Below are 24,779 nucleotides of genomic sequence, written 5' to 3'. Positions count from 1 at the left end.
TTATGGTACAACAAGAATCAAGATTAAAAGTAGCTGATAACACTGGAGCAAAGGAAGTTTTAACTATCCGTGTTCTAGGTGGTACAAAGAGAAGATACGCTTCTATTGGAGATAAAATTGTTGTCTCAGTAAAAGATGCTACTCCTAATGGAAACATTAAAAAAGGAGCAGTATCAACAGCAGTAGTTGTTCGTACTAAAAAAGAAGTGAGACGTCCAGACGGATCTTATATTAGATTTGATGATAATGCTTGTGTACTTTTAAACCCAACGGGTGAAATGAGAGGAACACGTGTATTTGGACCAGTAGCTAGAGAACTTCGTGATAGACAATTCATGAAAATTGTATCATTAGCACCAGAAGTGCTTTAATGACTAATAAAATGACAAAGTTTAAAATTAAATCAGGAGATACTGTTAGAGTAATAGCTGGAGACCATAAAGGTACAGAAGGTAATGTTATCAAAGTATTAAAAGATAAAAACAAAGCCATCATTGAAGGCGTTAACATGGTTAAGAAACATACTAAACCAAGTGCGCAAAACCCTCAAGGTGGAATTGTAGAAAAAGAAGCACCAATGCATATATCTAATTTATCATTGTTAACATCGAAAGGTGAAACAACAAGAGTAAGTTATAAAATGGAAGGTGATAAGAAAGTAAGATTTTCAACAAAATCAAATGAAGTAATATAGTTATGACTTATATTCCAAGATTAAAACAAGAGTACAAGGACAAAGTAGTTTCTGCTCTTACAGAAGAATTCGGATATAAAAACGTAATGCAAGTTCCTAAACTTACTAAGATAGTTATATCTAAAGGTGTTGGTGCTGCAGTTGCTGATAAAAAATTAATTGATCATGCTATTGATGAATTAACAATGATATCTGGTCAAAAAGCTGTTGCTACATTATCTAAAAAGGATGTTGCATCTTTCAAATTACGTAAAGGTATGCCAATTGGTGTAAGAGTTACGTTAAGAGGAGAACAGATGTATGAGTTTTTAGATCGTTTAGTAACTTCTGCATTACCTCGAGTTAGAGATTTCAACGGTATTAAAGCTAAAGGTTTTGATGGTAGAGGGAATTATAACTTAGGTGTTGTTGAACAAATTATCTTTCCAGAAATAAATATTGATAAAATCAATAAAATCTCTGGTATGGATATTACTTTTGTAACATCTGCAGATACAGATAAAGAAGCAAAATCGTTATTAACTGAAATGGGTTTACCTTTTCAAAAGAACTAAGATATGGCTAAAGAATCAATGAAAGCCCGTGAGGTAAAAAGAGCAAATACAGTAGCTAAATATGCTGAAAAACGTAAAGCTTTGAAAGAAGCTGGAGATTATGAAGCACTACAAAAGTTACCAAAAAATGCTTCTCCAGTTAGAATGCACAACAGATGTAAACTAACAGGAAGACCTAAAGGCTACATGAGAACTTTTGGTATTTCACGTGTAACATTTCGTGAGATGGCAAACCAAGGTTTGATTCCAGGTGTGAGAAAAGCATCATGGTAAATAAAATCGTTTTATAACGATTTCAAAAATAATTATAAATTGGTTTTAGGTTCGATTCCGAAGAAACGGAAGCTCGAAAACCACTACCGCAAATTAATATAAATGAATACAGATCCAATTGCTGATTACTTAACAAGAATCAGAAATGCAGTGAAGGCCAACCATAGAGTTGTTGAAATTCCTGCATCAAACTTAAAAAAAGAAATGACTAAAATATTATTCGATCAAGGATATATTTTAAGTTATAAATTCGACGATTCTAGTGTACAAGGAACAATTAAAATCGCTTTGAAGTATAACAAAGAAACTAAAGAGTCGGTTATCAGAAAAATTCAAAGAATCAGTACACCAGGTTTACGTCAGTATGCTGGAGCAAATGAAATGCCAAGAATCCTTAACGGTTTAGGTATTGCAATTGTTTCTACATCAAAAGGTGTAATTACAGGTAAGCAAGCGCATAGAGACAATGTAGGCGGTGAAGTATTGTGTTACGTTTACTAATAATAAAGCAGAAAGAACATGTCAAGAATAGGAAATAATCCAGTAGCAATAGTAGAAGGTGTTACAGTTGATGTTAAAGATAGCTTAGTTACAGTAAAAGGTAAATTAGGTGAATTAACACAACCATACGATACTGTTGAAATCAAAGTTGAAGACGGAAACGTGCTTGTAACAAGATCATCAGATAATAAAGAACAAAAAGCTAAACACGGTTTATACAGATCTTTAATGCACAACATGATAGAAGGTGTATCTAAAGGATGGACTAAACAATTAGAACTTGTAGGTGTAGGTTATAGAGCATCTAACCAAGGTCAAAAATTAGATTTGGCTTTAGGATTCTCTCACAATATCGTATTAGATATTGCACCAGAAGTACAAATTGAGACCATTTCAGAGAAAGGTAAAAACCCAATAATAAAATTAACATCTCACGATAAACAATTAGTTGGACAAGTCGCTGCGAAAATTCGCGGATTTAGACCACCAGAGCCTTACAAAGGTAAAGGTGTTAAGTTTGTTGGTGAAGAATTAAGAAGAAAAGCAGGTAAATCAGCTTAAAAAATTAGTTATGGCATTAACAAAGAACGAAAAGAGACTAAGAATAAAAAGCAGAATCCGTAAGGTTGTTTCTGGTACAGAAGCAAGACCTAGATTAGCTGTTTTTAGAAGTAATAAAGAAATCTACGCTCAAGTTGTAGACGATGTAACAGGTAAAACTTTAGCTGCAGCATCTTCAAGAGACAAGGATGTAGTTTCTGCAAAAGGAACTAAATCAGAAAAAGCTGCCCTAGTTGGTAAAGCTGTAGCTGAAAAAGCAATAAAAGCTGGTATTAACACAATATCTTTTGATAGAGGTGGATACCAATATCACGGAAGAGTAAAATCATTAGCTGAAGGCGCAAGAGAAGGCGGACTTAAATTTTAAGACACTATGTATCAGAAATATAAAAACGCAGAACTAGTAAAACCAAGTGGAATTGATCTTAAAGATCGTTTAGTTGGTGTTCAAAGAGTTACTAAAGTAACAAAAGGTGGTAGAGCTTTTGGTTTTTCAGCGATCGTAGTGGTTGGTGATGAAGCTGGAGTTGTAGGTCACGGTTTAGGAAAATCTAAAGATGTAGCTACTGCTATTGCAAAAGCTGTTGAAGATGCTAAGAAAAATTTAGTTAGAATTCCTATTATTAAAGGAACTTTACCTCACGAACAAAAAGGTAAATTTGGTGGAGCAAGAGTAAATATTATTCCTGCTGCTCCTGGTACAGGTGTAATTGCTGGTGGTGCTGTGAGAACAGTTTTAGAAGCAGTTGGTATTCACGATGTATTATCTAAATCTCAAGGATCTTCTAATCCTCATAATGTAGTAAAAGCAACTTTTGATGCTTTATTACAATTAAGAGACGCAAGAACAATTGCAAAGGATAGAGGTATTTCTCTTGAAAAAGTATTTAACGGTTAATCCAATAGGACGATGGCAAAGATTAAAGTAACAAAAGTAAAAAGCGCAATAAATCGTACGCAAAACCAAAAGAGAATTTTAGAATCTCTTGGTTTAAAGAAAATTGGTCAAACCAAATTGCACGATGCGTCTCCAAGTATACTTGGAATGGTAAGTAAAGTTTCACATTTAGTTTCTGTAGAAGAAACAAAATAATAAGATACAATGAACTTAAGTAATTTAAAACCAGCAGAAGGTTCTACAAAGAATCAAGGTAAAAGAATAGGTAGAGGACAAGGTTCTGGAAAAGGTGGTACTGCAACACGTGGTCACAAAGGAGCAAAATCTCGTTCAGGTTATTCTAAAAAATTAGGTTTCGAAGGTGGTCAAATGCCACTACAAAGAAGAGTTCCTAAATTTGGATTTACAAATATTAACCGTGTAGAATATCAAGGTGTAAACTTAGATAAATTACAAGAGTTAGTAGATAACAAGAAAATAAAGGATGCAGTTGATTTTCAAACTCTAGTTGAACTAGGTTTGGCGGGAAAGAATGAAGTAGTGAAAATTCTTGGTCGTGGTGAATTAAAATCAAAATTAACAGTAACTGCTCATAAATTTACTGCTTCAGCAAAAGCTGCAATTGAAGCTGCAGGTGGAGAAGCTGTAACTTTATAAGAACACTTTAGTATGAAAATAATAGATACATTAAAAAATGTTTGGAAAATAACCGAACTAAAAGATAGAATCATTCTTACGCTTGGTTTACTTTTAGTGTACCGTTTTGGTGCTCAGGTTGTTTTACCAGGTATTGATGCAAATCAACTTGGAGGTTTAGCTGATGGTACTGATGGAGGTATATTAGGAATTCTTAATATGTTTACTGGTGGTGCCTTTGCAAATGCTTCAGTTTTTGCACTTGGTATTATGCCTTACATTTCGGCTTCTATTGTAGTACAGTTAATGGGAATCGCTATTCCATATTTACAGAAATTACAAAAAGAAGGAGCGAGTGGACAAAAGAAGATTACTCAAATCACACGTTGGTTAACAATCATCATTTGTTTATTCCAAGCACCAGGATATTTGGCTAGTTTACAGCCTGCCTTTGGGATTCCTTCTTCAGCATTTTTGTTAGGAACAGGTCCTCAATTTTACATCTCTTCAGTAATTATATTAGTTACAGGATGTATCTTTGCAATGTGGTTAGGAGAAAAGATTACAGATAAAGGTATTGGTAATGGTATATCATTATTAATAATGGTTGGTATTATTGCAACGTTACCATCATCATTTATACAAAATGCAGCATCTCGTTTAGATGGTGGAGGAAATGGTGGTTTAATGATGATCTTAATTGAACTTGTAGTTTGGTTTGTAATCATATTAGCATCTATCATGTTAGTTATGGCTGTTCGTAAAATTGCAGTTCAATATGCAAGACGTACTGCTTCTGGTGGATATGAGAAAAATGTTTTTGGAGGTAATAGACAATTTTTACCTTTAAAACTTAATGCTTCTGGTGTAATGCCAATTATCTTTGCTCAGGCTATTATGTTTGTACCTAGTTTAATTGGAAAATCTATGGGTTCTTCAAGTGAAGTTGGTCAATGGATGCAATCACAGTTTAACGATCCTTTTGGATTGTGGTATAATGTATTGTTTGCTTTCTTAATCATTGTCTTTACATATTTCTATACTGCGATTACTGTTCCTACGAACAAGATGGCAGATGATTTAAAAAGAAGTGGTGGTTTTATTCCAGGTATTAGACCAGGAACAGAAACATCAGAGTATTTAGATAAAATAATGTCTCAAATAACATTACCTGGTTCTATTTTCTTAGCACTTATTGCTGTGTTCCCAGCTATTATAGTTAAGATCATGGGTGTTCAAGGTGGTTGGGCATTATTCTTTGGTGGCACATCGCTACTAATTATGGTTGGAGTTGCAATAGACACGATGCAGCAAATTAATTCATACTTGTTGAATAAACATTATGATGGTTTGATGAAGACTGGAAAAAACAGAAAAGCAGTAGCTTAAATGTAATACAAATTTAGAGGTTTATCTTCGGAAAATTTTTAGGCAAGGTATTTGCTAATCCAAGGCTAAACACTAAAATATATAATATGGCAAAACAAGCAGCAATAGAACAAGACGGATCAATCATTGAAGCATTATCAAATGCGATGTTCCGAGTTGAACTAGAAAATGGTCACATTGTGACAGCACACATTTCAGGTAAAATGCGTATGCATTACATTAAATTGTTACCTGGAGATAAAGTAAAATTAGAAATGAGTCCTTATGATTTAAGTAAGGCTCGCATAACTTATAGATACTAAATAGCAAAGTGAAACCTTGAGGTTCCATTTTGTTTTAGTAAATAATTAATAATCAAAGATGAAAGTAAGAGCATCAGTTAAAAAAAGAAGTGCCGACTGTAAATTAGTCCGCAGAAAAGGTAGACTTTACGTCATTAACAAAAAGAATCCTAGATTCAAACAAAGACAAGGGTAATTATGGCAAGAATTGCAGGTGTAGACATACCAAAACAGAAAAGAGGAGTAATCTCTTTAACTTATATCTACGGAGTAGGTAGAAGTAGAGCAGTAGAAGTTTTAGCAACAGCTAAAGTGGACGAAAACATCAAAGTAGAAGATTGGACAGATGAGCAAATTGGAGCAATCCGTGACGCTGTTGGATCTTATACTATAGAAGGTGAATTACGTTCTGAAACACAATTAAACATTAAGCGATTAATGGATATTGGATGTTACAGAGGTATTCGTCATAGAGCTGGACTTCCATTAAGAGGTCAGAGAACTAAAAACAACTCTAGAACTAGAAAAGGTAGAAGAAAAACTGTTGCTAACAAGAAAAAAGCAACTAAATAATAAATAGTCTTTAGTCTTTAGACGTTGGAAAGAATCTGTTTGAAATTTAACGGTTTAGGATTCTAGCGACTATTAACTAATACTAAAAGCTAAAATAATATGGCAAAGTCAAGTACTAAAAAACGTAAGGTTATAGTAGACGCTGTTGGAGAAGCACACATCGCTGCATCTTTTAACAACATCCTTATTTCTTTAACAAACAAAAAAGGTGACGTTATTTCATGGTCATCAGCTGGTAAAATGGGATTTAGAGGTTCTAAAAAGAACACACCATATGCTGCTCAATTAGCTGCAGAAGATTGTGCAGGAGTAGCAAAAGAAGCTGGATTGAAAAAAGTGAAAGTATACGTAAAAGGACCAGGTAACGGTAGAGAATCTGCAATAAGATCTCTTCATAATGCAGGTATCGAAGTAACAGAAATTATTGATGTTACTCCATTACCACATAATGGTTGTCGTCCTCCAAAAAGAAGAAGAGTATAATCTGAAATAACCTCAGATACTGCGCAATATATTATTGCGCATTTACTTTTAAAATATGATAAACTAATATTAATGCATTTATGTATGATATTAGTTTATTTTGCATAAATTTGCAAACTGAAAAATAACAAACAAGTATCAACGAGAGATCAACGTTCGTCGAAGGATAAGATTAAGACCTTAATTCACAAACACTCTCTAAACAAATTTTAAAATGGCAAGATATACTGGTCCTAAAACTAAAATAGCCCGAAAATTCGGTGAAGCTATTTTTGGAGATGATAAAGCTTTCGAGAAAAGAAACTATCCTCCAGGTCAACACGGAAACGCTAAAAGGCGTGGAAAAAAATCTGAATATGCAATCCAGTTAATGGAAAAGCAAAAAGCAAAATATACTTACGGTATATTAGAAAAGCAATTCAGAAACATGTTCAAAAAAGCAACAGCTGCTCAAGGAATCACAGGTCAAGTTTTACTTCAACTTTGTGAATCTCGTTTAGATAACGTAGCTTATAGAATGGGTTTATCTCCTTCTAGAAGTGGAGCTAGACAATTAGTATCTCACAGACATATCACTGTAAATGGTGAAATCGTAAACATTCCTTCTTACCAATTAAAAGCAGGAGATGTTGTAGCGGTTAGAGAAAAATCTAAATCTTTAGAAGCGATTCAAAGTTCATTAGCTAATTCTAGCAATGTATTTGAATGGATTACATGGAACAATGATACTAAACAAGGAACTTACGTTTCTATTCCAGAAAGAATTCAAATTCCAGAAAATATCAACGAACAGTACATCGTTGAATTGTATTCTAAATAATTAATTAATCATAGTATTGGTATTTGGCCAAAGGATTTATTTGTAATCTTCAAACTTATAATTCGCGCAACCAAATAACAATTAAAACGAAGAAACATATGGCAATTTTAAATTTTCAGAAGCCCGACAAAGTAATCATGATTGATTCTACTGAGTTCGAAGGTAAATTTGAATTTAGACCTTTAGAACCAGGTTATGGATTAACAGTAGGTAATGCACTTAGAAGAGTGTTATTATCTTCTTTAGAAGGTTTTGCAATCACATCTATTAGAATAGAAGGTGTAGATCACGAATTTTCAACAATTACTGGTGTAGTTGAGGATGTTACAGAAATGATTTTGAACTTAAAGCAAGTAAACTTTAAACGTCAAATTGATGAAGTTGATAACGAATCTGTTTCAATCTCTATCTCTGGACAAAATCAAATTACTGCAGGTGACTTCCAAAAGTTTATCTCAGGATTCCAAGTATTGAACAAAGACTTAGTGATTTGTAATTTAGATCCTAAAGTAAATATCAATATGGAGATCACTATTGAAAAAGGTAGAGGATATGTTCCTGCTGAAGAAAATAAAAAAGCTTCTGCACCAATTGGAACAATCTTTACAGATTCAATATATACTCCAATCACAAATGTTAAGTATAGCATTGAAAACTGGCGTGTTGAACAAAAGACCGATTTTGAAAAATTAGTTTTCGAAATTCAAACTGACGGTTCTATCGCACCAAAAGATGCTTTAACTGAAGCTGCTAAAATATTAATTCACCACTTCATGTTATTCTCTGATGAGCGTATCACTCTTGAAGCTGATGAAATTGCTCAAACAGAAACTTATGATGAAGAATCACTTCACATGAGACAACTATTGAAAACTAAATTAGTTGATATGGATCTTTCTGTACGTGCATTAAACTGTTTAAAAGCTGCAGAAGTAGATACTCTAGGAGACTTAGTATCTTTCAATAAGAATGACTTAATGAAGTTCCGTAACTTTGGTAAGAAATCTTTAACTGAGCTAGAAGAGCTTGTAAATGTTAAAGGTCTTAACTTCGGAATGGACTTAGCAAAATATAAATTAGATAAAGATTAATTTTAAACAATCATATTTTGCTCCTCGATTTACGAGTTTGGTAGCAAGATGATAAAACAAACGTCATGAGACACGGAAAGAAATTTAACCATTTAGGAAGACAAACTGCTCATAGAAAAGCAATGTTAGCTAACATGGCATGTTCATTAATTGAGCATAAACGTATCAACACAACTGTTGCAAAAGCAAAAGCTTTAAAACAATTTGTTGAACCAATGATTACAAAGTCAAAAACAGATACAACTCACAACAGACGTATCGTTATGGCTAAGTTAAGACAAAAGGAGTTTGTAACTGAATTATTCAGAGACGTAGCTCCAAAAATTGGTGATCGTCCAGGTGGTTATACAAGAATCATCAAATTAGGAAACAGACTTGGTGATAACGCTGATATGGCAATGATAGAATTAGTTGATTACAACGAAATCTACAACGCAGGTAAAGCTGAGAAGAAGACTACAAGAAGAAGTCGTCGAGGAGGTTCTAAACCAGCAGCTGCTCCAGTTGAAACTAAAGCAACTAACGAAGAAGAATAAATGTTAATAAGCATTTAATATATAAAGGATAATCTATTTTAGATTATCCTTTTTTTTATGGATTTTTGTGAAACTATTTTGGGCGTTACTTTTTACTCATACCTACAAGGTTTTTAAAACCTTGTAGGTATGAGTAAAAAGTCAGGCTTTCGGCAGTCGCTCTCTTCGAGGAGCTCCAACAAAGCCTCAATCCTTAACGCAGGAGAAAATTATACGATATAGTAAAAACTAAACAAACAACAACAACAACAACAACATTACAACATACGCAACAATGAAATACCAAAAACGTAAAAAGGCCTTAATCCTACTCGCAGACGGAACAATTTTTCACGGTAAATCAATTGGCAAAGAAGGAACTGCCTTTGGTGAAGTTTGTTTTAATACAGGTACAACTGGTTATCAAGAAATTTTTACAGACCCTTCATATTTCGGACAGTTAATGGTAACAACAAATGCCCATATTGGAAATTATGGTACCAAAAACGAAGAATCAGAATCTGATGCTGTTAAAATTGCTGGATTAATATGTAAAAATTTTAGTTTCAACTATTCTCGTCCAGATGGAGACAAATCATTAGAAGAGTTCCTTGATGATAATAACCTTCTAGCGATTTCAGATGTAGATACAAGAGCACTTGTAAGTCACATTAGAGATCATGGAGTTATGAATGCAGTCATCTCAACAGATGTTGAAAATGTTGAAGACTTGAAGAAGCAACTTTCCGAAGTACCAAGTATGGAAGGTTTAGAGTTAGCATCAAAAGTCTCAACTAAAGAACCATACTTTTATGGTGATGAGAATGCAACGTATAAAATTGCAGCCTTAGACATTGGGATTAAAAAGAACATTCTACGTAATCTCGCAAAACGAGATGCTTACATCAAAGTGTTTCCATACAATTCAAAATTTGAGGATTTAGAAGCATTCAAACCAAACGGTTATTTCTTATCTAATGGTCCTGGAGATCCAGAACCTTTAGTAGAAGCGCAAGCAGTAGCAAAAGAAATCATTAAAAGGGATTTACCATTATTTGGGATTTGCTTAGGTCATCAAGTCATTGCTTTAGCAAATGGGATTTCAACTTATAAAATGCATAATGGACATAGAGGAATTAATCATCCTGTACTAAATTTAATTACAACGAAAGGTGAAATCACATCTCAAAATCACGGATTCGCTATTAACAGAGAAGAAACTGAAAATCATCCAGATATTGAAATCACACATGTGCATCTCAACGATGACACTGTTGCAGGTATTAAACTAAAAAATAAAAATTGCTTTTCTGTACAATATCATCCAGAAGCAAGTCCTGGTCCAAACGATTCGGTTTATTTATTTGACCAGTTTATTCAAAATATGAAAAAGAACTAGTAACAAAAAAGCAATGAAACATATAATTCGTTGCTTTTTCTATTTTACGAAAACATTGTAGTTAAGTTTTATTGTAATTCTGAGTTATGTTAATTCCATATAGACCAACTATTTCGTAAATTTGACTAATCAAAATGATTAGTCATGCTGAACTCGTTTCAGTATCTTAATAATCAAATAACAATTATAAAACACATACAATGAGCATTATCATTAACATTCATGCAAGACAAATTTTAGATTCAAGAGGAAACCCAACTGTAGAAGTAGATGTGGTTACAGAAAACGGAATAATGGGAAGAGCAGCAGTGCCTTCTGGTGCGTCAACTGGAGAACATGAAGCTGTAGAGTTAAGAGATGGCGGAAAAGCCTACATGGGAAAAGGAGTTACTAAAGCTGTTGACAATGTAAATTCAATTATCGCTCAAGAATTATTAGGAGAATCTGTTTTTGATCAAAATAGAATTGATCAATTAATGATTGATCTTGATGGTACAAAAAACAAATCTAAATTAGGAGCTAATGCTATTTTAGGAGTGTCTCTTGCTGCTGCAAAAGCTGCTGCTGGTGAGTTAGGTATGCCATTATACAGATATGTTGGAGGTGTAAGTGCAAACACTTTACCAGTACCAATGATGAATATCATTAATGGTGGTTCTCATAGTGATGCACCAATTGCATTTCAGGAGTTTATGGTGATGCCTGTAAAAGCAAAAAACTTTACACATGCAATGCAAATGGGAACTGAGATTTTTCATAATCTTAAAAAAGTATTGCATGATAGAGGTTTAAGTACAGCTGTTGGTGATGAAGGAGGATTTGCACCAAACTTAGAAGGTGGAACAGAAGACGCTCTAGAAACAATAGCAAAAGCTGTAGCAAATGCAGGATACAAATTAGGTGATGATGTGATGATTGCTTTAGATTGTGCTGCTGCAGAATTTTATGTGGACGGTAAATATGATTACACAAAATTTGAAGGTGACACAGGAAAAGTTCGTACGAGTAAAGAACAAGCAGATTATTTAGCCGAATTATCACGTAAATACCCAATCCTTTCTATAGAAGATGGAATGGATGAAAATGATTGGGACGGTTGGAAATACTTAACTGAGCAAATTGGTGATAAAGTACAATTAGTTGGTGATGATTTATTCGTGACTAATGTAGAACGTTTATCTAGAGGTATTGAAAACGGAATCGCTAACTCAATACTTATTAAAGTAAACCAGATTGGGACGTTGACTGAGACGATTTCCGCAGTAAATATGGCACATAATGCAGGTTATACATCTGTAATGTCGCATCGTTCTGGAGAAACAGAAGATAACACGATTGCAGATTTGGCTGTGGCTTTAAATACAGGTCAAATTAAAACAGGTTCTGCGTCTCGTAGTGATCGTATGGCAAAATATAATCAGTTATTACGTATCGAAGAAGAATTAGATACTGTTGCTTATTTTCCAGGCTTAAATGCTTTTAAAATTAAGTAAGATAGTTTTATCTATATAAATTTAAAACCTATACGTTAGTTCGTGTAGGTTTTTTTATGTGCTTCAGAAGGAGTCATTTTTGACGACTGAAGAATCTCATTAAAAATAAAGATTCTTCGCTTTCGCATTTCGACGACGCTCAATGTGACACACTGAATGACACCTAAAAACTATAAACCAATCCATTAGTCAATTCAAATTGTGTATTCGGAATGCTCGAACTCACAGGAACCGCATCATAGAAAAAATTAAAGTTGGTTTTAAACGCCAAATTCTTGTAAATTTCAAATAGGAGTGCGGTATTACTAGAAAACCTATAGTCACTAAAAGCGTCTAATTTTGGCTGGTAATAGCTCGTACTAATGATGCTTATCGTTTCCGTAGGATACAAACTAAACGATAAATAGGCACTTCCTCTCACGTCGTTTTGTGTGCTATTGCTAATCACATCAGCAGCTTTTTCATATTCGTACATAATTAAAGTTCCTAAATAGAAACGGTAATCATCACTTTTTGAGAGTTTAAAACGCGGACCAGTACCAACCAAACCTCTAAAATCAATTTGCGAAATGGCATCGTATTGTGCTTGTACAAAAGCTTCCCACTTCACACGCTTAGAGATTTTTCTATTATAACGTAAATGCTGTGTACCTCGATTTATTAAATCGTTGTCTTCTATCTTCTGAAAGTTTAAATCATTAACAAATAGCCATAAATTTATTTGATCGTTATATTGTACATGCGCTTTATTCGCAATTCTGAAAATATCATTCTTATTTTTTATCAGTGACACATCAAGACTTACTGAGCCTGTCCATTTTGCCGAATCGGAAGTTTTTCGTAATGTTTCAACATTGACAACTTGAGAGAAGCCTGTTGCACTTAATAAAAAAATGAGATATAAAAACTTTGACATGTGCTTGATAATTAAGTCGCAAAATTAAAATTTATAATGAAGCCTCACAATTATAGATATAAGATATTTCCGAAGAAAACAATCATATATTTTGTCAATATGATAATTGTTAAAAGCATTATAAATGTACTTCGTAAATCCTTATATATTTTGTAAATTAGCATTCCGCAGAATAAAATAAATTTTAATAAAATCTTATAATAAATGTCAGATAAAGCTACACTAGAAATTGATGGACAAAAATACGAGTTTCCGTTAATTACAGGTACAGAAAATGAAGTCGCAATAGATATCAAAACCTTGAGAGGAGTTACAGGAGGTGTTACAACCCTTGATCCTGGATATAAAAATACAGGTTCTTGTGAGAGTGCTATTACGTTTTTAGATGGAGAAAAAGGAATTTTAAGATATAGAGGATACTCAATTGAGGAGTTAGCAGAAAAGGCAGATTTTCTTGAAGTTGCTTTTCTTTTAATATTTGGAGAATTACCAAATACAGAAGAACTCGAAAAATTTCATTCAGATATAAAAAAGCATGCTGTAGTTGATGACGATATTAAAAAGATTTTAGATGCGTTTCCAAAATCTGCGCATCCAATGGGAGTTTTGGCATCGTTAACTAGTGCATTAACCGCTTTTAATCCTACATCTGTGAATGTAGATTCTGAAGAAGAAATGTACAATGCTATTGTAAGAATTTTGGGTAAATTCCCAATTTTAGTAGCTTGGACGATGCGTAAAAAGAATGGAATGCCATTAGATTATGGTAATTCATCTTTAGGATACGTTGAGAATATTTTACAAATGATGTTTAAACGTCCTAATGAAGAATACACTCAAAACCCAATTTTAGTAAATGCTTTAGATAAATTATTAATTCTTCATGCAGACCATGAGCAAAACTGTTCTACATCTACAGTGAGAATTACTGGTTCATCACATGCTGGATTATTTGTGTCATTATCTGCTGGTATTTCTGCACTTTGGGGACCACTTCATGGTGGAGCCAATCAAGCCGTTTTAGAAATGTTAGAAGACATCAAACAAGATGGAGGCGATACAAAGAAATATATGGCTAAGGCTAAAGACAAGAATGATCCTTTCCGTTTAATGGGCTTTGGACATCGTGTTTATAAAAACTTTGATCCAAGAGCAAAAATTATAAAAGTTGCAGCAGATGAGGTTTTAGGAGATTTAGGAATTGATGATCCAATTCTTGATATCGCTAAAGGATTAGCTAAAGAAGCTTTAGAAGATCCATATTTTGTAGACAGAAAATTATATCCAAACGTTGATTTCTACTCTGGTATTATTTATAGAGCCATGGGAATTCCTGTAGATATGTTTACAGTAATGTTTGCTTTAGGTCGTTTACCAGGTTGGATCGCACAATGGAAAGAAATGCGTACACGTAAAGAACCAATTGGTCGTCCACGTCAATTATATGTTGGAGAAACGTACAGACCATTCAAAGAAATTAGTAAAAGATAGGCTTAAATTAAGCTAGATTAAAGAGGTTGTTTAAAAAGCTAGACTAGTGTTAGTTTGAGCGCAATCGAAAACCAAAGTTTTAGAAATAAAGCATTTCGATTACACTCAATGTGACATATTAAAAATGTTTACTTTGATACAACCTCTTTTTTTATATTTGTAACTATGATAAAACTCAACGTCAAAAATGAAACCTCTCGATTGCGAGAAGTTATTCTCGGTACAGCAATAAGCAATGGTCCAACACCAACGATTGAACAAGCTTATGACCCAAAATCTTTAGAGCATATCAAAGCAGGAACCTATCCTGTAGAAGAAGATATGGTTAAAGAAATGGAAGCCGTTGCACACGTTTTTGATAAGTATGATGTTAAAGTGTATCGACCAGAAATCATACAAGACTGTAACCAAATTTTTAGTAGAGACATTGGTTTTGTCATTGATGATATTTTTATAAAAGCTAATATTTTACCAGATCGCGAAGAGGAGCTAGACGCAATTCAATACGTGATTGATCAGATGAATCCTGAGAAAGTATTGCGTCCACCAGAGGACGTTCATATAGAAGGTGGAGACGTTCTCGTTTGGAATGATCATATTTTTATTGGGACCTATCGTGAGCCAGACTATGCCAATTATATCGTTGCACGTACCAATCTAGAAGGTGTGGAGTACATTACTAAACAGTTTCCTCATAAAACGGTTAAGAGTTTTAATTTGCGTAAATCTCAAGTCAACCCAAAAGATAATGCCTTACATCTCGATTGCTGCTTTCAACCTATTGGCACCAATAAAGCCATTTTACACAAAGAAGGTTTTTTACAAGAAGACGAGTATGAGTGGTTGCTTAATTTCTTCGGAAAAGAGAATTGCTTCATCATTTCGAAAGATGAAATGTACAATATGAATAGTAACGTATTTTCTATTTCGGAAAGCGTTATCATCTCAGAACAAAACTTCACACGATTAAACACATGGCTTCGAGAGCAAGGGTTTACAGTAGAAGAAGTCCCTTATGCTGAAATTGCAAAACAAGAAGGCTTGTTACGTTGTAGTACATTGCCTTTGGTTAGGGATTAAATTACCATTCTCTCCATTCTTCGGTGATATCAGTGTCGTCTATTTTGAGTCCAGTGCGTTCAATGGTTTTATCTATAAAAACACCCAATTCGTCACGTTCTAAGGTTTCTATAAATCCGTTATTTCTATTATTGAGTGTATTTAATTTTTTTACGAACCATTTTACTGCATTGTAAATTTGAATTCCGCTTCGTTTAGAGCAAGCTATGGTTAGTTTCTCTAAATAATCTGTAATTAGTACTTCGCTATCTTTAATAATGTTGTTGTTAAACCAGAAATCTTCAACATACTCATCAGATTTTGTATTTCTAAAAATTTCATTTTCTTTTAATGACTGTGTCCATCTTAAACAAGGTGATTCTTTGAGTATTTCGGAAAAATCAACTTCTAAATTAATGTTGTCTTTTTGAAGCTTAAGATTTTTTTTCAACTCTAAAATTTGCAATTCTTGTTGGCTAAATGCCTTTATTCTCATCCATAATAATTCATGATGACCATTAAGGGCTGTTAATATTCTTTGATGGTCTTTTTCAAACCACCATGCATATTGATAATCTTCAGGGTCTTTGGAAATCATAATAGATTTCTCTTTCGATTTTGGCTTTTTATCTAGCTTGATTATAATCGTGTCTGATGAATCTTTTAATTGTAAACCAAAAGGCAACCCTAAAGTTAAAGGTCCACCTGTAGGATCTATAGTTATTTCGTTTACTATTTTATCACCTTCGGCATTATGTTCAAAATCAATTATGATGTCATATAATTTACTGTAAAACCCTTCTGTCTCAAAAGAATCACCATCGTCATAAAATATAGTCTTCTTTCTTAATTCAATACCAGACTTTTTAAGAATGTCTTGTACTAAAGTTGATTTTAGTGGTTGGCCTAATATTGATAAAATGTCTATATTCATTAGTGTTTAGAAATCTTGTTGGTAGTGTACTAAACTAAGCAATTTATAGTTAAGTTATTATACCTTTTTTCATTTCAGAGCAAAACTTCACACGATTAAACACATGGCTTCGTAAGCAAGGATTTACAGTAGAAGAAGTACCTTATGCTGAAATTGCAAAACAAGAAGGCTTATTACGTTGTAGTACCTTACCTTTGGTTAGGGATTAGTTTACTGCTATTTTATCATGATTATGAAAATAATCTAAAACATGATCTAGTTTTTTAAACTTTGTTTCTTGTTAGAATGTGGAGTAGTTTTGTGAAATATTTACTAGGATTTTTGGGTTGGTTCGTCTAACGGTTAGTATATGAAAAGTAGGCGATTTCGAAGCACGAAACTTTCGGTTAAGCACAAACTTTGATAAGAGCCGAAACCTTGAATTTAGCATTAATTCGTCTATTTTTTATATACATTGTTATGCTATGTTTTAATTCAGTTCTTCTATTAATTAAAAAGGTCTGATTTAGAAACCTGTCTTGAAATATCATCTAATTCGTTATAAACTCCATCATCATCGGCAGTTCCAAAAAAGGCTATCACTAAATTGCGAGAAGGAGAAATGTAAAGACCTTGTCCGCTAAATCCACCTTTATAAAAATCTCCGTCTTCCATTACTTTGTCCCATTGATAGGTATTGTGACGAACAACTTCTTTATCAAGTGTGTAATTTTCAGAACCGTATGCAGTTACCAAGTGAGGACGACCTTGCTTTTGAATTTTATCAAAATATTCATTTGAAACGAAAGCATTTTCAGTTGAACGACCTTCGTTCAGAAACATATAGCCAAATCGAGCTAAATCTCGAAGTGTAGAATTAATTCCTGCGTGTGAAATGCTAGTGCCATTTGTTTGAGTAATAAATGCATCAGATTCCGCACCGATTTTTCGCCAAATTTCACGTTCAATATTTTTGGCATAAGAAAGACCTGTGATTCTCTCTATGAGGCAAGAGAGAACGAATGTGTTTACTGAAGTATATTCAAATACCTCTCCAGAGGTTTTTGCAGATGATAAGGTCTTAATGTGCTCAAAAGCATTGTCTGCGGTTTTTTCTGTTCGTTTTAGAAATCCAAGTGCTGCTTCAAATTGATAGTAACAAGTTTCAGGGTTTTCAAAAGCACCATCAACCCATTCACGACAATCAATTCCTGAAGCCATATCGAGAATGTCAATAACAGGAACGTTTTCCCATCCAGACCCTTTAAGTTCAGGTAGATAATGTTCTATCGGTTTTGTCACATCAAGTTGTTTTCTGTCTTCCAAAATTGCTATAAGAGTTGAAGCAAACACTTTAGATACTGACCAGTAAAGATGCCTATCGTTTGGAAACATTCTTGGGTAGGCTTCATATACAATACGGTCTCCTTGCAATATTATCATACCATCCACTTTCTCGCTAGTTTTGACATAGTTTTGAAGTGTCATTTGTCCTAATTCAGAAGTAACAACAAACTCCTCGATTTCTTTGCGGTAATCTTCTTTCAGGCTTTTAATATTTTCTTCTCTATTGATAATGGCGTGAGTCCAAAATTCAGGCATATTTAAAAATATATAACGAGATATTTCACCTCCATCATCCCAATTATCCAAATTCCATTGCTTAAATACGGATTGAATTTCCTTATTTGAAAAACCATCATAAGTTTGAGCAAATAAATTTGAATATGGAACAATTAATAAAAGAAGTAATAGTCTGTAATAGTACATTTTTTTCAAGGATGTTCGGTTTTTAGAAATTGAGCATAATTTGCTAGGATATCGACTGTTTCAATTGTCGATATCCGCAGCTAGACGAAGTTAGTTGTTTTATTTGATGAAATCAATACGTAGTTCTACGTATATTTTATATTTTTTTCTTCAATACAACTATTTAAATATTTTGCATATGTGTTAAGCAAGGTTAATTCTCATCAGGTTGGATCCAATCTGCATTTTGAACAAAAAACAGGTATTGCGCATAGTCTGTTGTAGATGTACCATCAATAATATCATATGCATCCCAAATAGTAATCAATTTTTTTACTTTAGTGCCTCTAGTCGAATTTAAATAAGGTGAACCTTCAGCATCTAATTTTAGTAGACTTATAGAGTTTGGCTCTGTAACTTTTTTGTAATCTGCAATGCCTTTGATATACATAAATAACCTATTGTCTTGAGAGTACTTAAATCTTGTATACGCTTTCCCTTTATCTTGCATAAACTTTGGTAGAGATCTACTCTCTACAGTTAATCTAGAGTCTACATACATGGTATTTAAACTCACCATTTTGTTAGCATAAGGTAATGTGGAGTCTTTTTTAATTAGTCCAGCAAATGTATACTTATACGCTTGTAGGGTATGAGAAAAACCAAATCCACCGTAAATATTTTTATGTTCCCATTTATTTTGAGCATATAATCTTTTAAAATTTTCATGCATAAAAATATCTCTATGTCTGGTCTTTTTATAATTAGAAAGATTGTATTCAATATTTTTTAGCAAATTCAAAGTAGTGCTGTCAAATAGGAATGTCTCTTGCTCTAGAATGGTACTCAGTTTATTTTGTGACCAAGATAGTAATGAGTCATTCTCTACATGGATATCTTTATGATAGGTCTTAGGAAGTTTCTCTTTTAATAATTTTCGTATCAGATCAAAGTCTGAAATTCTATCAATTCCTACAAGTTCAAATTTTGAAGTTTCGGGTAGTTGAGAATAATAAGCTCTCATTTTTATCCATTTATTTCTGTATTGCTCAGAAATACTTCCGATGTGAACAATCCAATTTTCTAGTATAGTTTTGAGTTCAATGTCATCAGATCCTTTTATATACTCTTGGAGATAATAGGCTTGAGCTATATCCATTTCAGCTAAATAAATATCAATAGTTATGTTTTCATTAAGTTGAGTAAACATTGCAAAATCAATTCTTGGAGATGAGTCAACTTCGTGTACTTCGCCCACCAAAAAAAGTTTGTTTTTATAAAAGTTTTCATCGAGTGAATTAAACTGAAGTGAATCGGTCATTTTAACAACTTCTGTATGTTCTTTTAAATAGTTTACATATCTACTAGAAGAGCAGCTTACGAAAAGTAATAGTGATGTTGCTAGGATAAAAAGTGTACGTGTTTTCATGTGTTTGTTTTTAAGTTCTCAACAAAGAGAAGACATAAAAACAAGAACAAAAAAAGAGTGTGACTAACGTGAAGCTTTTGGGTTTAAAATGAAGCGTTTGGGCTATTTTTGAAGCTCTAGGGACGAATTTGAAAGTCTTTTATTTAAGGCTTTGTAGTATACTTGAGAAATTGGAATCGTGTCTTCACTTACAGAAATTTTCATAAACCGTTTTCTAGCATTTCCTTCTACTGTTGTAAGATAATCTAGATTTACTAAATAAGAGCGATGTACTTGCCAGGCTTTTGGCAATTGTTTCATAATATTAGATAACGTACTTCTAAATGTTTGTTGTTCCATTCCATTTTCTGTATTAAAATAAACATCAACATAATTCTGTTGTGCTTTTGCGAAAATAAAATCGGATTCAAAAATGGTTAAAGTTTCAGATTTATTGTTTCCTACAATAGTTACTGTTTTAACTTTTTTAGGATGCTCTTTATCAAACATCGGAACTTCTATAACACCATATTTAGAGCGTAAATACAACCATAATGGAACTACGATTGGTATAAATGGCAATCCGAAGGATTTTATAAAATCCCATATTAATTCGGAAGTAAATGTAGGCAAACCACTAACCACATAAAAATGATAAAAGAAAGAAAATATATATATTAGGAAAAGTGTTGTTATGATATATAAACACTCATTTAAGATAAACCATCGGTTTGTTTGAATTTTGTAAACGTAATTTTCAATTGGGTGAACCAGTAATAACGGAATTATGATGCAAAATGCATAACCAGAGAGGATTAAATATTTATAGGCGAAACGATTACTATTGTCAAAAGGTTCTAAAGTCATTAATAAGATTGGAATAAGTCCTCCTAGTAACAAGGCAATCCAAAACGTATGTTTCCAATTTTTGGTGTATGCTATCGTTTTGTTTAATGACATCATCTTTTTTTATTCAAAAATATAATCTAAGCAATATGCTTTGTTACTGCTATTAATTTATGATTTATACTTAAAATATAAGGGAATCGACTGTTTCTCTACTGAAATAAATTCAGCACAGGTTGTCGATATACTCAACTAGACGAAGTTAGTAGATTTTTATTATAAATTCAATATGTAGATCTATGTATATTTTTATTCCTCAACTGCACTCATAGCCATAAACTCAGGATTATCACTAAAGATTGCTTCACCTTTAATGAGCCATGCAAAACCAAAGGCTTCTACTGCAACGGTTTCCATCCAAAAGGTGAGTTGATTACCAATGTAAAAATTTGCATCAATAACACCTGTAAAACCTAAAAGAATAATAATAAGAGACAACACAATGAGTACTGCGCACACTCTAAAAATTCTATTTCTAATTACTTTTTTGTGGCCACGTTGTCCTTTTGGTTTATTCGATTTTGTAAATAAGAAAAATGACATATAGGCAAGCAGCAATAAAAATAGTGCAGCAGAGACTAAATGAAAGGTTTCTCTAAAACCTGCACTAGCGTTTCCATTAATAAAGGTAACAGAGTATGCTTTTAATGTATCACAGCACTCAGTGCTTAAATTTCCTGTTGGAAAGAATACCACAAACAAAGCAAAAATGCCTGCAAAGGTTGAGATATAAAAGTCTTTTGGTGCTTTACCACTATATACAATTAAGAAAATGGCAATCACACTTAAAATCACAGTAAACACAGTTCCTGCTCTGGTATAATAATAGTGGCTTATAGATTCTATAGGTCTCGCGAGGTCAAAAAACAAAAAGGTAATAATGATTAATGCTATGAGTAATGCCATACCTAAAATACCAATGAGTTTTCTGAGCGTTTTGCTTTTTTGTAACCAGATGTCATCTTCTTTTTTGTAGTCAAGGTTAATTATATTGTTAACCTTTTTAGTAAGTGGATTTTGCATGAGTATTGATGTTAAAACTATTTGATAATGATTTAAAATAATCAGTATCAAATAGTTACTTGTTTGTGAAACGAAGTTACTAGTTTAATACATACAAAAACTACGTAGTTCTACGTATTTTAAAGCGCTAGATGATTTTACTTTTTATTCTCTTTAAGGTGTAAATGTATTTTGTAGATACTGCCTTCTTCTTCGCTAGTCACTATTTTAATAACTTGCTTTGAGGCACTGTTGTCAAAATCTGATTTTGCAACGCTAAATGTACCCAATGAGTCATCTGTGAAAACATCCCATTCCATTAAGCTTATTTCAATGGTATTAAGTACATCAGGCCAAGGTAGTGAAAGATTAGGAGCAACTGTTTCACCACTTTTAATGTCGTAATGTTTTTTGTCTTTAGGCCATATTTTACCTTTGAGAAATTTTAAGTAGAGTTGATCTCGACTACCACCTGGATTACCTAATTTTTTTGCTCCATCTGCCCAACTTTCTGCAGCTTCATTTTGATCTTCCCATTCTTCTTGAGTTGTAGAATAGACACCTCCAGCTTCTTGTGGTTTTTTACTGAGAAAAATCGCTAGTCCTTTAGCCATAAAGGAAAAAAACTTAGTTGCTCCAGCATCTAATTCTGAAGCCGTACGAACGCACTCGATTTTTTGAATTACAAGTGCATGAGGTGCATTTAATAGTTTGTTAATATCAAGCATAGTATTTTATTTTATATGCCTAAAGAATCTCATGTCGTAAAACTCCCTGAGACATAGAATTAAAAAATAGATATCTAAGCATTACACTTTAGAAATCTCAACACCAAAGATTAGTATCTGTCTTAAAACTAAATACTTATGCCGAAATTTAATTAGGTATTTCTACCTGTTTATTTATTCACGTACAAATCCGTCCCAACGTTTCATATACGTTATAAAATCAACACCTAAACCTTCTTGTTTTAAATACGCTTTAGATACTGGTGTTGGTGTTGGTTCAAAGTTTGGGTTAGCCATCACTTGTTTTGGGAAATCATGATGTAGAATTGCTGAATGACCAATAGAGACAAAATCTACTGTAGTGTCTAAAACCTTGTGAACGTCTGCTCCAGAATTGATTTTTCCGGCAACCGTCCATTTTACGTTCTTGAAATCGAGTTCCTCAAAGTGGGAGAGAAGCGATTTGTTTTGAAACGTTTCATCTTCTGGTGTTTTAAACACATCCCAAAGTGAGATATCTAGAAAATCTATTTGATTGGTATCAATGAGTTGCTGTGCTACAGTTTTCACTTCGTTAAGTTGCATTCCAAAACGTTCAGGAGATAAACGAACACCAACTAGAAATTGTGATCTACAGGCTTTACGAATGCCATCTACGATTTCAAAGATGAGTCGTGCTCTATTTTCTAACGATCCACCGTAAATGTCTGTACGTTTATTAATATCTGCACTTAAAAACTGGGTTAAAATATAACCATGTGCTCCATGAATTTCAACACCATCATAACCACTTTTTTGAGCTCTAATGGCTGCATCGATAAAGTCGTTTCGTAAGGTGTAAACTTCTTCTAATGTTAAAGCACGAGTGTTGTGTTTTTCAATTTCCGACGGACAAACAGGTTGCTCACCAATAACGTCTTCAGGAGAACGCATTCCAGCATGATGCAACTGAATCACAGCTAAGCTACCTTCTTTTTGAATCCCAGCAGCCAAACGTTTATGACCATCGATATGAGCATCTGAAAAAATCCCTAATTGACCTGTAAACCCTTTACCAATAGCTTGCACATGAGAAGCACAAGTCATAGTAAGACCAAAACCTCCTTTTGCTCGCATCGTTAACCAATGATACTCATCATTAGATAGTGTGCCATCTTCATGACTTTGAGTATTGGTCATTGGTGCCAACATAAAACGGTTAAGCATCGTAACACCACAATTAAATGTCAATGGCGTTTTTAAAGTTTTAGGCATGTTTTAAATCTGTTTATTCAACAATAATCGTTTTTACAAAACGCTTATTATCAATTTTAAAAACTGCAAAGTATTGAGAAGCAGCAATGCTGTCTAAAGAAATCTTTTGGAATTGCTCACTCAACGTATCTTGATACACTTGTTTGCCTAAAACATCAATAAGTTTAAAATCTACCGTTTGTTGTAACGGATTTTGGAATGCGATATTAATATAATTTGTTGATGGGTTAGGAGAAATACTAATGGTTTCATTAAAATGCTCTTGTTCTTCGAGGCTTAAAGTTTCAAAAGCAACCGCAAATTCTAGAGCAGCTCCAAGAGATCCTTTAATCACTTCGTAAGCATAAGCGACATCCATATTGGCAAGATTGTCGTTAGCAGTATGATTTACAGGTGATATGTTGCTTTCATATAAACCTGTGATGATTTGACCATTGTTTTCAAAAGGGATATAATCTGATGCGTAAGCATTTGAAATTTCTGTATCTAAATTAGAATATAATTCTATTAAAGTGGCTAAACTACTAGTCGCAGCACTTGAAGCTGCGTTATTTGATTGCGGATTGGTCAAATCACGCTCGCAAACCACTTTGTTATTTGTCATCCCATTGACACCTCCAACTTCATCGATATTAAAAACAAGCTTGATGTCTAAATTTTGTGGAATCACCGTATTATTAACATAATAGTTACTTCCAACTAAACCATCTTCTTCTCCAGAAAAGTGAATGAATTTAATAGAATATTCAGTTTCTACATTTTCTAAAAGCCTTGCGAGTTCTAATAATAAAACGGTTCCTGTACCATTATCATTGGTTCCAGGTCCATTAATAGTATCATAATGTGCATCAATAATTAAAAACGTATTTGGATATAATGTTCCGGTTTTAGTCACAATAATATTATTACTTGTTCCTGCGGAATAGGTAAACGGTTGCAATACCACATCTGTATAACCAAGCGCTTGGTAACGTGAGGTGATCCAGTTTTCGGTATTTGTTAAGGCTGTAGAACCAACAGTTTTGATTCCGAAACTTTCAAATGTAGTTAAATCATTAAGTACATTGGCTTGCGACGTATTAGCTACAATATCTGCGTAAAATTGATTGAAGGTTTGTGCGCTTGTTACATTTATAGCGAAAAGTGTAACAAGTAAAACAACTAATTTTTTCATGTTTTGGGTTTTGAGGTG

31 protein-coding genes and 1 pseudogene are annotated in these 24,779 nt (G+C 33.3%); 23 read left to right on the top strand and 9 right to left on the bottom strand.

Translation table 11 applies throughout. The features are described 5' to 3' along the window. The first annotated feature begins 2 nt into the window (after positions 1 to 2). The 20 genes from rplN to eno all read left to right on the top strand — a co-directional run bounded on the left by rplN (position 3) and on the right by eno (position 12,161). Positions 3 to 371, top strand: a complete 369-nt coding sequence (rplN, locus tag WNY78_RS09265) for a 50S ribosomal protein L14 (RefSeq protein ID WP_028871112.1) — start codon at positions 3 to 5, stop codon at positions 369 to 371. A gap of 11 nt (positions 372 to 382) precedes the next feature. Next, complete coding sequence (gene rplX, locus WNY78_RS09260; RefSeq protein WP_342872920.1) at positions 383 to 694, top strand: 50S ribosomal protein L24; 312 nt, start codon at positions 383 to 385, stop codon at positions 692 to 694. A 2-nt stretch (positions 695 to 696) separates the two neighbouring features. After that, positions 697 to 1,248: a 50S ribosomal protein L5 gene (rplE, locus tag WNY78_RS09255; protein WP_342872919.1), complete on the top strand. Its 552-nt coding sequence runs from the start codon at positions 697 to 699 to the stop codon at positions 1,246 to 1,248. Positions 1,249 to 1,251: 3 nt separating this feature from the next. Beyond that, the gene (gene rpsN, locus WNY78_RS09250; protein WP_055442873.1) at positions 1,252 to 1,521 is read left to right on the top strand and encodes a 30S ribosomal protein S14; all 270 of its coding nucleotides are present in this window, start codon (positions 1,252 to 1,254) and stop codon (positions 1,519 to 1,521) included. A 102-nt stretch (positions 1,522 to 1,623) separates the two neighbouring features. Continuing rightward, positions 1,624 to 2,022: a 30S ribosomal protein S8 gene (rpsH, locus tag WNY78_RS09245; protein WP_040278731.1), complete on the top strand. Its 399-nt coding sequence runs from the start codon at positions 1,624 to 1,626 to the stop codon at positions 2,020 to 2,022. Positions 2,023 to 2,040: 18 nt separating this feature from the next. After that, positions 2,041 to 2,583, top strand: a complete 543-nt coding sequence (rplF, locus tag WNY78_RS09240; RefSeq protein ID WP_342872918.1) for a 50S ribosomal protein L6 — start codon at positions 2,041 to 2,043, stop codon at positions 2,581 to 2,583. Positions 2,584 to 2,593: 10 nt separating this feature from the next. Further along, positions 2,594 to 2,950, top strand: a complete 357-nt coding sequence (gene rplR / locus WNY78_RS09235; protein ID WP_342872917.1) for a 50S ribosomal protein L18 — start codon at positions 2,594 to 2,596, stop codon at positions 2,948 to 2,950. Positions 2,951 to 2,956: 6 nt separating this feature from the next. After that, positions 2,957 to 3,481 (top strand): 30S ribosomal protein S5, encoded by a 525-nt coding sequence (rpsE, locus tag WNY78_RS09230; protein ID WP_028871119.1) that lies wholly within the window; start codon positions 2,957 to 2,959, stop codon positions 3,479 to 3,481. A gap of 12 nt (positions 3,482 to 3,493) precedes the next feature. Beyond that, entirely contained in the window at positions 3,494 to 3,676 is a 183-nt protein-coding gene (gene rpmD, locus WNY78_RS09225; protein WP_342872916.1) for a 50S ribosomal protein L30, read from the top strand. A gap of 9 nt (positions 3,677 to 3,685) precedes the next feature. Beyond that, complete coding sequence (gene rplO / locus WNY78_RS09220) at positions 3,686 to 4,138, top strand: 50S ribosomal protein L15 (protein WP_342872915.1); 453 nt, start codon at positions 3,686 to 3,688, stop codon at positions 4,136 to 4,138. Between the two features lie 12 nt (positions 4,139 to 4,150). Next, a complete protein-coding gene (gene secY, locus WNY78_RS09215; protein WP_342872914.1) occupies positions 4,151 to 5,506 on the top strand; it encodes a preprotein translocase subunit SecY in 1,356 nt (451 codons plus the stop codon). Between the two features lie 86 nt (positions 5,507 to 5,592). Continuing rightward, positions 5,593 to 5,808, top strand: a complete 216-nt coding sequence (gene infA, locus WNY78_RS09210; RefSeq protein WP_027126052.1) for a translation initiation factor IF-1 — start codon at positions 5,593 to 5,595, stop codon at positions 5,806 to 5,808. A gap of 58 nt (positions 5,809 to 5,866) precedes the next feature. Beyond that, the gene (gene ykgO / locus WNY78_RS09205) at positions 5,867 to 5,983 is read left to right on the top strand and encodes a type B 50S ribosomal protein L36 (RefSeq protein WP_008269159.1); all 117 of its coding nucleotides are present in this window, start codon (positions 5,867 to 5,869) and stop codon (positions 5,981 to 5,983) included. A 2-nt stretch (positions 5,984 to 5,985) separates the two neighbouring features. Beyond that, a complete protein-coding gene (gene rpsM / locus WNY78_RS09200) occupies positions 5,986 to 6,360 on the top strand; it encodes a 30S ribosomal protein S13 (protein WP_342872913.1) in 375 nt (124 codons plus the stop codon). 99 nt (positions 6,361 to 6,459) lie between these two features. Beyond that, entirely contained in the window at positions 6,460 to 6,843 is a 384-nt protein-coding gene (gene rpsK, locus WNY78_RS09195) for a 30S ribosomal protein S11 (RefSeq protein WP_040278719.1), read from the top strand. A gap of 214 nt (positions 6,844 to 7,057) precedes the next feature. Next, on the top strand, positions 7,058 to 7,663 hold the full coding sequence (gene rpsD / locus WNY78_RS09190) for a 30S ribosomal protein S4 (protein ID WP_342872912.1): 606 nt from the start codon (positions 7,058 to 7,060) through the stop codon (positions 7,661 to 7,663). A 98-nt stretch (positions 7,664 to 7,761) separates the two neighbouring features. Continuing rightward, positions 7,762 to 8,754 carry a DNA-directed RNA polymerase subunit alpha gene (locus WNY78_RS09185; RefSeq protein ID WP_342872911.1) on the top strand — a complete coding sequence of 331 codons (993 nt, stop codon included), beginning with the start codon at positions 7,762 to 7,764 and terminating at the stop codon, positions 8,752 to 8,754. Between the two features lie 65 nt (positions 8,755 to 8,819). Then, a complete protein-coding gene (gene rplQ, locus WNY78_RS09180; RefSeq protein ID WP_342872910.1) occupies positions 8,820 to 9,290 on the top strand; it encodes a 50S ribosomal protein L17 in 471 nt (156 codons plus the stop codon). A 274-nt stretch (positions 9,291 to 9,564) separates the two neighbouring features. Next, entirely contained in the window at positions 9,565 to 10,668 is a 1,104-nt protein-coding gene (carA, locus tag WNY78_RS09175; protein ID WP_342872909.1) for a glutamine-hydrolyzing carbamoyl-phosphate synthase small subunit, read from the top strand. A 200-nt stretch (positions 10,669 to 10,868) separates the two neighbouring features. Further along, positions 10,869 to 12,161: a phosphopyruvate hydratase gene (gene eno / locus WNY78_RS09170; RefSeq protein WP_342872908.1), complete on the top strand. Its 1,293-nt coding sequence runs from the start codon at positions 10,869 to 10,871 to the stop codon at positions 12,159 to 12,161. Positions 12,162 to 12,324: 163 nt separating this feature from the next. Here the strand turns inward: eno and WNY78_RS09165 are convergent, their stop codons facing one another. Beyond that, positions 12,325 to 13,077, bottom strand: coding sequence for a DUF481 domain-containing protein (locus tag WNY78_RS09165; RefSeq protein WP_342872907.1), 753 nt, complete (start codon positions 13,075 to 13,077; stop codon positions 12,325 to 12,327). Positions 13,078 to 13,281: 204 nt separating this feature from the next. Between WNY78_RS09165 and WNY78_RS09160 the strand changes: the two genes are divergently transcribed. Beyond that, a complete protein-coding gene (locus WNY78_RS09160; protein ID WP_342872906.1) occupies positions 13,282 to 14,568 on the top strand; it encodes a citrate synthase in 1,287 nt (428 codons plus the stop codon). Between the two features lie 165 nt (positions 14,569 to 14,733). Beyond that, the gene (locus tag WNY78_RS09155; protein ID WP_342872905.1) at positions 14,734 to 15,648 is read left to right on the top strand and encodes an arginine deiminase family protein; all 915 of its coding nucleotides are present in this window, start codon (positions 14,734 to 14,736) and stop codon (positions 15,646 to 15,648) included. Between the two features lies 1 nt (position 15,649). Here WNY78_RS09155 and WNY78_RS09150 read toward each other — a convergent pair whose 3' ends face one another. Beyond that, positions 15,650 to 16,561, bottom strand: a complete 912-nt coding sequence (locus WNY78_RS09150; RefSeq protein WP_342872904.1) for a hypothetical protein — start codon at positions 16,559 to 16,561, stop codon at positions 15,650 to 15,652. Positions 16,562 to 16,632: 71 nt separating this feature from the next. Here WNY78_RS09150 and WNY78_RS09145 point away from each other — a divergent pair. Then, positions 16,633 to 16,770: pseudogene (locus WNY78_RS09145) on the top strand (amidinotransferase); the annotation flags it as partial. 277 nt (positions 16,771 to 17,047) lie between these two features. Here the strand turns inward: WNY78_RS09145 and WNY78_RS09140 are convergent. From WNY78_RS09140 to WNY78_RS09110, 7 genes are all read right to left on the bottom strand, one after another. Further along, entirely contained in the window at positions 17,048 to 18,310 is a 1,263-nt protein-coding gene (locus tag WNY78_RS09140; protein WP_342873180.1) for a serine hydrolase, read from the bottom strand. A 193-nt stretch (positions 18,311 to 18,503) separates the two neighbouring features. Next, positions 18,504 to 19,718, bottom strand: coding sequence for a hypothetical protein (locus WNY78_RS09135; RefSeq protein WP_342872903.1), 1,215 nt, complete (start codon positions 19,716 to 19,718; stop codon positions 18,504 to 18,506). A 102-nt stretch (positions 19,719 to 19,820) separates the two neighbouring features. After that, positions 19,821 to 20,660, bottom strand: coding sequence for a LytTR family DNA-binding domain-containing protein (locus WNY78_RS09130; protein WP_342872902.1), 840 nt, complete (start codon positions 20,658 to 20,660; stop codon positions 19,821 to 19,823). Positions 20,661 to 20,852: 192 nt separating this feature from the next. Beyond that, positions 20,853 to 21,626: a hypothetical protein gene (locus tag WNY78_RS09125; protein WP_342872901.1), complete on the bottom strand. Its 774-nt coding sequence runs from the start codon at positions 21,624 to 21,626 to the stop codon at positions 20,853 to 20,855. A 137-nt stretch (positions 21,627 to 21,763) separates the two neighbouring features. After that, positions 21,764 to 22,333 (bottom strand): hypothetical protein, encoded by a 570-nt coding sequence (locus tag WNY78_RS09120; protein WP_342872900.1) that lies wholly within the window; start codon positions 22,331 to 22,333, stop codon positions 21,764 to 21,766. 174 nt (positions 22,334 to 22,507) lie between these two features. Next, positions 22,508 to 23,587: an NADH:flavin oxidoreductase gene (locus WNY78_RS09115; RefSeq protein WP_342872899.1), complete on the bottom strand. Its 1,080-nt coding sequence runs from the start codon at positions 23,585 to 23,587 to the stop codon at positions 22,508 to 22,510. 13 nt (positions 23,588 to 23,600) lie between these two features. Beyond that, a complete protein-coding gene (locus WNY78_RS09110) occupies positions 23,601 to 24,761 on the bottom strand; it encodes a M28 family peptidase (RefSeq protein ID WP_342872898.1) in 1,161 nt (386 codons plus the stop codon). Between the last annotated feature and the right edge of the window lie 18 nt (positions 24,762 to 24,779).

Source organism: Psychroserpens sp. AS72, assembly GCF_038900375.1.
GTDB lineage: Bacteria > Bacteroidota > Bacteroidia > Flavobacteriales > Flavobacteriaceae > Psychroserpens.
This window is presented reverse-complemented; position numbering and strand designations above follow the sequence as displayed.